The 9497-nt window shown below is 39.3% G+C and carries 2 protein-coding genes; one reads left to right on the plus strand and one right to left on the minus strand.

Going from position 1 to position 9497, the window contains the following annotated elements:
• Nucleotides 1–7527: Ig-like domain-containing protein (locus Q0064_RS08410; protein ID WP_298147110.1), on the minus strand; the 7527-nt coding region annotated here is incomplete at its 3' end.
• 420 nt (nucleotides 7528–7947) lie between these two features.
• Between Q0064_RS08410 and Q0064_RS08415 the strand changes: the two genes are divergently transcribed.
• Nucleotides 7948–9497: two-component regulator propeller domain-containing protein (locus Q0064_RS08415; RefSeq protein ID WP_298147113.1), on the plus strand; the 1550-nt coding region annotated here is incomplete at its 3' end.

The following is a 9497-nucleotide window of genomic DNA, read 5'->3' on the forward strand; positions in this document are numbered from 1 at the left end:
GCCAAAGTTGTCGTTCGCTAGTACGGTGATCGTCGTTGGCGTGTCCTCTGCCGTAGTAGCCGTATCGTTAACCGCTGTCGGAGTATCTACCGATGCCCCGTCTGGAGTAACGGTAACAGACAAAATTGCTGTATCAGTAGCTATGCCATCTGACAAAGTATAAGTTATAGGTGGAACTACTCCATTAAAGTTAACAGCTGGAATGTACGTATAACTACCATCCGCATTTACAGTTACATTCCCCTCAGGAAGGACAGCAGTATCACCCGCATTATACGTAGTGCCGTTAATAACGAATTGAATAATGGTTAATGGATCTAAATCACTATCCGAATCATTCAAAATCAAATCCCCTGGAGCACCATTAGCCACAATAAGACTTACATCTTCTAAAACTGAATTTGAATCATCATTAGCGACAGGAGGAGTATTAACAACAGATGGTGTTACCGAAGAGGTATTATTTCCTGGAACTAAATCCGATTCATTAGCAGATATAGTTGCGGTATTCAATTTGGAACCTAGAGGAGCTACAATTACTGTTATATCAAGAGTCGCGCTACTTCCATTCAATAAAGTCCCAATATTCCATACTCCTGACACATTATTAAAAGTACCAACAGAAGCATTAGAGGAAACAAATGAATAACCAGAGGGTAATAGATCTGTAACTGCGACTGAAGTTGCGTTACTTGGCCCCGCATTTGATGCCGAAAGAGTGAAAATAATAGTGTCACCAACCGCCGGCGAATTATTATTTACAGATTTAACAACACTTACATCGGCTACCGGAACAGGATTAACAATTACTGTATCATCATTATTAGCAGGATTCGGGTCGTTTTGATCCGCAGTTGAAGTGGCTGAATTATTGTATAAACCTGATGCATTAACGCTAACCGTTATGTCTAATGAAGCATTTGCTCCTGCAGCAATATTTCCAACACTCCACTGACCATTAACAGGATTATAAGTTCCCACTGAAGGAACTGCCGAAACAAAAGAATACCCACTAGGCAATAAATCCGTTACCAAAACATTAGTTGCAGCACTTAATCCATTGTTAAGTAAGTTTAAGCTAAAAGTAATATTGGAAGCAACATTTGGAGTTGCATTATTTACCGTCTTACTTAACTCCAAATCTGCCTGCGGTACTGGTGTAGGAGTAATGGAAGAAGTATTGTTACCTGGAATAGGATCAACTGTAACAGAATTTACATTCGCTGAATTAGAATAATCGCCAGAACCTAAAACTGTGGCTGTTATAGTCAGAGTTTCGGTAGAACCTGCGTTTAAATTTCCAATTGTCCAAACTCCTGTTAATTGATTATAAGTACCTACTGAAGGCACAGCACTAACAAAATTATATCCACTTTGTAGGACATCAGTTAAAACTACTCCACTTGCATTAGAGAAATTAACATTATTAGTAGCTGTAATAGTAAAAGTTACGTTTGATCCAACATTTGGAGTGTTAGTTGAAGCAATTTTAGTCACGCTTAATTCAGCCGCCGGTGATGGTGTCGGAGTACTTGAAGAATTATTATTACCAGGATTTGGATCTGGTAAGGCACTAGTAGAACTAGCAGTGTTCGCATAAACGCCTGAACCCAGAACTGTCGCAGTAATTTGAAGTGTTTCGTTGCTACCGGCATTCAAATTACCAACATTCCAAACACCTGTGGTTGAATTGTAGCTACCTACAGATGCAGTTGCGCTAACAAAGTTATAACCTGATGGCAGTTGATCAGTTACCGTAACTCCAGTAGCATTACTTGAGATTGAGCTATTTGCTACAACAATCGTAAAAACTACGTTACTTCCTACCTGCGGAGCGGAATTACTTACCGATTTTGTACTACTTAAATCGGCTGTAGGTGAAACTGTAGGAGTATTTGAAGATGAATTATTACCCGGATTAAAATCTGGTTCAGTACCTGAAATGGTCGCAATATTTTGATAGTTACCGTTTCCTACAACTAAAACTTCTAATTGCAAACTAGCCGAACTACCTGCATTTAGACTACCAATTGTCCAAACTCCAGTGATCGGATTATAGCTTCCTACAGACGCTACGCTATTTACAAATTGATAACCAGAAGGCAAAACATCAGATACTTGAACTCCAGATGCGTTGCTAAAACCAGCAGCATTTGTTGCTGAAAGAGTAAAAAATATTGTGTCACCTACACTAGGCGTATTATTACTTGAAGTTTTAATAACCGAAAGTTCTGAAGCAGCAGTTGGAACCGGAGTTGAACTACCAGAATTATTGGACAAATTTGTGTCCGAAGGTGTAACTGTACTCAAAGAAGCGGTATTTGCATAAGTTCCACTTCCTAATACAACTGCATTTATGGTTAGTGTTTGTGAAGCGCCAGGGGCTAAATTTCCAATAGACCAAATTCCTGTTGCCTGGGAGTAGGTTCCTAGGGTTGCATTAGCATTAACAAAATTGTAACCAGAAGGAAGGACATCAGAAATAGTTAAACCTGTGGCAGGACTAAAGTTTGAATTATTACTAGCCTGTATTGTAAATTGAATAGTGCTACCTACAGAAGGCGTGTTATTATTAGCCACCTTGGTAACGGCTATGTCTGTTTGAGGAATAGGCGATGTAGTTACGTTTGCGCTATTATTCCCTGCAACCGCGTCTGTCGGGTTAACATTGTTCAAAGTCGCAACATTCTGATAAATTCCTGTACCGCGAACAGTTGCTGTAATTTGAAGGGTCGCACTTGCTCCTGCATTTAAGTTACCTATATTCCATAATCCAGATAAATTGTTATACGTACCTGATGAAGGTGTAGCACTTACAAAGAGATACCCCGTAGGTAAAAGATCAGAAATAATCAATCCCGTTGCATCTGAATAAGATGCATCGTTAGTTGCAGTTATAGTAAAGACAACATCAGTTCCTACTTGAGGATTATTAACGTCAACTGATTTTGTGAGTGCAATATCACTTCTAAGAACTGGTGTTGGCGTATTAACGGCAGTATTGTTTCCTGTAGAAGGATCAATTTGTCCTCCTGAAATAGTTGCAGTATTTGCGTATGAACCTGTACCTCTTACAGTCGCTGTAATTGTCAGAGTTGCAGATGCTGCATTGTTAAGGTTACCTATATTCCACACTCCAGTGGTAGAATTGTATGAACCTAAAGAAGGAGTTGCTGAAACAAATGTATATCCAGATGGCAACAAATCGTTAACAGTAACGCCTGTAGCATTACCCGGACCATTATTGGAAGCAGTTAAAGTAAAGGTTACGTTAGATGGAACGGTTGGCGTACTATTATTTACTGTTTTAGTTATTGACAAATCTGTTTGGACTACAGCTCCGAAATTACGAGAACAAGATGCTGCGCCAGAGCCTGTAAATGAAACGGCATAAAAATTTGGCGATACTGGAGCTGTTTGCACAAAGCCTGAAGGTAGTGAACCTAATCTCACAATGTATGACGCACCAGTGTAAGTAGTATATGTAATAAGAACGTTATCAATCGTAACAATATCACCAGTTGCATTTGTAGCAGTTGTTTGGAAGCGAACAGTAGTATCGGTTGAAATAAAGCTAGTAATATCAATCGCACCAGAACTTTGTGCCCCGGCATTAGGAATTGTCAGTGTGCTTAATGTGGTGTAAGTACCGCCACTCGCATTTGAAACATCAACAATAACACCGTCAGTATTGACATCTAAACCAGTCTTAGTAAATGTATAAGTAAGTGAAGCACTGATTGCACCAGCAGCTGCTAGGTTAAAAGACCTTCTGGCACCACGAGCTGTATTTTGTAATGAAAGCGCACCGCCCGTTACTTGAACGCTACCTGCTCCAAAACCGTCAACTTCGCCTAACTGTACCCATGGATTAGTCCAGTTTACAGTTCCGTTTGTTCCCGTTCCGCTACCAGCGGTATTAAATTGGTCAAGTAAAGTATTAGAGACAGTAGGTGGAACCACTTGAATTTGATAATCCGTAGCACTACTTTGAACTGTGGTTTCAAGTGTATCGGTTCCTGAATCAAAAAGACCGTTTGTATTAACATCTCGATAAAGCTGAATAGAAGCATTCGCAACACCTAATTCTCCTGCATTCTGAGTGGCATTGTTATTCAAATCGTTAAAAACTGTTCCTGTAATAGTATTTCTGTTGGCCACACTAGTACAAGCAACGTTTAATGTAACCGTAGTAGTTGAACAAACTGTAGGGTCGTCAATACTACATGCATTATATTGAAATGAGTCTGGCCCATTATAACCTAAATTAGGCGTGTAAGTTACTGTTCCATCAGGATTAACTACCACTTGCCCATTAGTTGGACCTGAAATTATTGTTACTGATGCGGGATTTGGAACACCTGGAGTGTCATTCGCTAGAATATTTAAAACTCTAGGAACATCGGTTACAATATTAAAGTTATCCGCAACTGCGGTATAATTAGCAAGTACTCCTAAAAAGCGTCCTGAAACGCAATTACCTAAAGCAACCAATGGAGGCGATTGGCCAACATTTGCTTGATTTAGCGTTGAAACTGTAAATCGACCTGCCAGTCCTGAAACATCAGGCCGTGCAATGTAACATGCGTTATTAACGCCATAGGTAAAGCGAACATTATCGATAAACAAGCTATTAGTATTACTAATTCCTCCGCTGGTTGTAAATGAAATAGTATTAGAACCATTGTTATTTAGAGCACCTGTTGGAACGTTTAGTGTAATTGTTGCAAAACCAGCATCGGCAGCTGTTTGACTAAAATTGATCACTTGTAATGTAGTAACGGTACTTGTAGCGCCATTTGTAATTGTTACGGTAACAAAATCGGCTGCATTGTCCCAAGCGGCTCTTCTATATCTGAAACTTAAAGAAGCTGAAACGGCATTTACCACATTAAATGACCTAGCAGCTGTGCGGTTTGGACCATTTAAAATCAAACTATTATTTGTTCCCGATTCAATTCCGATGGTTGTTGGTACTGCAGCAAAGTCGTTTGTTCCGCCTGATTCAATCCAAGAAGAACTAAAACTTAGCGACCCATCATTACCTGCAATTCCTGACGGTTCGAAATCATCCGCAAAGAAGAAACCGGGAACTACAGAAAAGCTGTAATTTCCGGATAAATCACTAGTTGTTGATTGGATTGCCGTATCGGCACCGTCTATAGCATTGTTGCAGTTTAAGTCGGTAAACAACAATACAGGAACACCACCTTGTAATTTTTCTCCTACATTATAAGTACCATCGTCTGGTAATTGTTCAACAAATACGCGTCCGCTCACTACAGCTTCGCTAGCCGTTGCAGGACAAGTTGTTACTCTAATGTTAACTTGTGCTTCATCGCAACCTGTTACAAATTCGTTAGAACAAACTAAGTAAGTAAATGTTTCTAAGCCATTAAACCCAGGATTTGGTGTGTAGGTAATTGTACCGTCTGTATTTACTTGAACGGTTCCGTTTGTTGGCGGCGTTAATATTTGAACACTTGACCTATTTAATGTACAAAGAAACCCTGCATCGTTCATTAGTATGTCAACGATAATTGGGGTGTTTGGCTCGGTCACTTCAACATCGTCATTTGCAATTACCAAAAAGTCAAGACATTTTGGTTGCATAACCGTACCTACATCCAAACCGGGGAGACCTCCACCAGCATTGACTGTATTAGCGGTAATAGCATCTTGTCCGTAAATGGTTGCGAGGGGCGTACCGCATGAAAAAACCGCAATACCTCCTTGATCACCGTCTGCAGTATCGAATATCTTTACTTGCTCCAGCGGATCAAGATTGACAACAAAGTCGAAAGGTAGACCGCAGGCATTAGTACCTAATGATCCTGGAGCACTTAAATTACCATCAAACTTAACAAAAACATCCGCTGCAACATTTCCTGCATTTGTTACCCAAATAGGATTACCGTTGTTAGCAACGGCATTTGTAGTAGAGCCCGGTGCCCACGCAATACTTGAGAAATTTGTTAGTCGCTCTGCTGCAATTAGTGTAAATGCCCAATCGAAACCTGACCCTGCGGTGTCGTCATCAATTACCTGAATAGCTGTATAAGATTCTCCTCCGGCACTTTGAAATCTGTAACCGCTCGTTCCTGTCAAAGCTAAGAAGGCAGATGAGCTCGCAGGTACAACAACGTTACCGCTAGCGGTACTGCTCGTCCAATTAATTGTTATCGGAGCTGCCAATGGATTATAAAAATAAACTCGTGTTGGAGCTTGAGCAGTTCCTGTAGCAAAATTTTGATCGGAAACTGGCGTATAGTAAGTATCTCCAAAAAATAGCGATTGAAAGATATTAATGTTTCTAGTACCAAAACTATCTAACCCTCCAAATAATACATCGACGCCGACAGGCTGGGTTGATGTAATTACTGCACCGGTTTTCAAGTCATTTACAAGATTGACATTACCTTCTTTTTGTGTGGGTGTATCGCCAACAGAATTTCCTCCCGCTCCGTCGTAAAACCACACTTCTCCTTCGTTTAGAACGCGAGTTACATCTACTGTACCGTTTCCGTCGTAATCCAAAGAGACTGTAGTATTGTTAAACTGCGCGCGTATGAAAGCAGCTGTATATCGAAATGCAGCACTTGTAGGAGTTGCAAATGGTACGGCAAGATCCTCTCCAAAACCAATTACGAATAAATTTCCAAATCGCGTTGTATCGTAAACATCCGTTTTTGCTGATTGAAATCCGAAATTTGTATTGTCACCCGTTACTTTTGAAACTGCAATATCGTTTGATGAATACAACTTATCTCGTCCGTCGAAGTGTATATCAGCAATTGGCGCAACTGTTCCTCGCGAAGCATCATAAGCGAAAGCATTATCCAGCACGATACTTGCACCTGCTGGTAGTATATCCGTTGGATGCCCCGGAGCGATACCGTTGTTGAGATTTCCATCACCCCATACTAAAGTAGAAGCTTGCGTTGGAAGTGAAATATTTGACTCATACCCATCTTCCCAGTGATCATAGGTTATGATTACGTTAGGGTATGGGCTCTTGATACTCGTTACGTTTCTTACAGTATTAGTTAAAACATTGTCTCCGGTGTCACTAGCAGATCTTCTTAATGCGTCCCATAAATCTCTTTCAGGGAATGGCATGTAGAAGGTTTTAGCTCTGTTGGCTTCAAAACAAGGGTCGATAAACGACGCATTTACAACTACAGAAACGTCTGCTTCATCGCAAATCGGCACAGGCGTTGTGAAATCACAAACTTGATAGCTAAAAGAGTCATTACCTGTATAATTACCGTTAGGTAAATACGTGATAATACCAGAGGGAGTTATCTGCAAGATTCCACCTACTGGGAATGAGGTAATAACAATCGATGCCGGATTAATGTTACCTGTATCATTTGCAAGCACATTTAAAGCAAGTGGTCTACCTTGTGGTGTGGTTCCGCTGTCGTCGTTAGCAACAACTTGAGAGTAGGTAGTTTGCGACTGCAAGCCAAATGCAATTACCGAAATAAAAATTAACGCCTTTGTAGATTGTAAAAATTTGTACATATGTATCAAATAATATTTTCCTTCAGTTCGTAAAAAACTTTCTATCATAAAGATAAAAAGTACGGACACCAAGCTGTAAAAACCTGACATCCAATTATTAATATTCAATAAACCACCTCGTTAAGATCAGCTTATCAAAACAAAATAACTAAGTTTAAATCATGCTTCAAGACTGTTTAAAACTCACATCAAACAGTTCTTAACAATTTTAACTCTTCTCCTACTCTAGCTCAGATTTAGCTTCCGAAGACCTTACGACAAACTCTCGGAAAACCGCGTCAGTTCAACATAAATTAAACGCGACAAGCTAGTGTATTACAAAAAAGTTGATTACCTTAGTTTCAATTAACAAAATTACTTTTCTTAATTTTTTTAACAATTTTGAATTTGTAGTATTTTATCTACACAGAACATTTGAATGTGAAACATAACATTAGGATAATACAGCTCGCTATCTTGCTTTTGTCGGCAAATGTATCTGCGCAACTCGATTCGTTTACTTGGCTTGATGATGAAGCCGGACTTCCTCAAAACAGTATAAAGAGTATTGTCCCGGATAAATACGGATTTTTATGGTTAACGACAGAAAACGGACTGGTGCGTTATGATGGGCAAGAGTTTAAGACTTTTAACTCTGAAAATCAAAATTTCTCAAACAATCGGTTTCTGTATATCGCTGGAAAAAAAGAGATCGATTCACTTTTCACCAACACAGACGGACAAAGCGACATTATCCTGATTCACAAAGGACAACCGAAACGATTTAATAAAAAACATGCGTACAAAACTCCGATTTATGTCGATGGGTTATTCGGAGAGTTCTACGCACAATGTATTCCCAATGTTTATCTCGACTACGGCGCACGTCAGGTACGCTATTTTAGGAGTGATGGAAAATACTTCCTGCTTTTAAACAAACGAATTTCATTTCATACTAAGTACGGAAAAAAACTCTGGGAAAAGCCTTTTGAATACACAGATACCAACAGTGTTTTTATGCTCGGAAGCACTTTAGGCTACATTGATCCGAAGGGTGTTTACTGGGAATGTACCGAGAGAGGAATTTCACAATCAAACGAACTCATTGGAAAATTACCAAAAAAACGTAGTTACTTCTGGAACGCTTCAAACGATCAAGTTTTTATCATCAGCAATGTCGAAATTTATCAACTCACGAAAATTAAATCCGGGGCTTTAGATTTAAAAAAACTGTATCACGGCAGTAAACTAGATCCATCAAATTTGTCTTCTTTTTACTACGATGAAGCGAACTCTATATTATTTGCCGGGAGTGCTACAGACGGATTAGGAAAATTTGAAGTAAAGCGCTTTAAGACTTACAAACCCGATGTACTACTATCTACCCGTAGTCAAGTTTTTTACTCTGTGAATGAGCTAGAGCCAAACGCGGTCTTAACCGCAGCTGGTTATTTAATTAAGAACGGCAAGATGGAAAAGAAGTACAATTTTACTCGCGACCGTTCCAAGCTGATTATAGACAAAGAAAAAAACGTGTGGGTAACTGGCTATACCTCCATTTTTTGTTTTACTTCTAAAAGTAATTACACCGAAAAAATCAAAGTGCTTCACACAGATGATGACTGCTCGGCTCTCTTTTACGACAACAACAACGACGCGTTTTTTGCAGCTGTAGACGACCGATATAGCAATACTTCCTCATTATTTATAAAGACTAAAGAAAATGGATTCAAATTCGAAGAAATTGCGAAGATTCCTGCAAAAGTTAATCAAATACGTAGCCTAAATTCCGAGGCACTTCTACTTTGTACATCTTCTGGCCTATTCAAGTATTTTAAGGCGACAAAGAAAATTGTAAAATTTGAGTCCACTAAAAATCTGGCTATAAGAAATGCTGTAATAATCAATGAAAACGAAATTTGGTTTTTTAGTTACGGTAAGGGTTTTCGATTATTAAAAGATAATAAGATTTTTAAATTTCCGCTTGACGA

It is taken from the genome of Flavobacterium sp. (genome assembly GCF_027490375.1).
Classification (GTDB): domain Bacteria; phylum Bacteroidota; class Bacteroidia; order Flavobacteriales; family Flavobacteriaceae; genus Flavobacterium.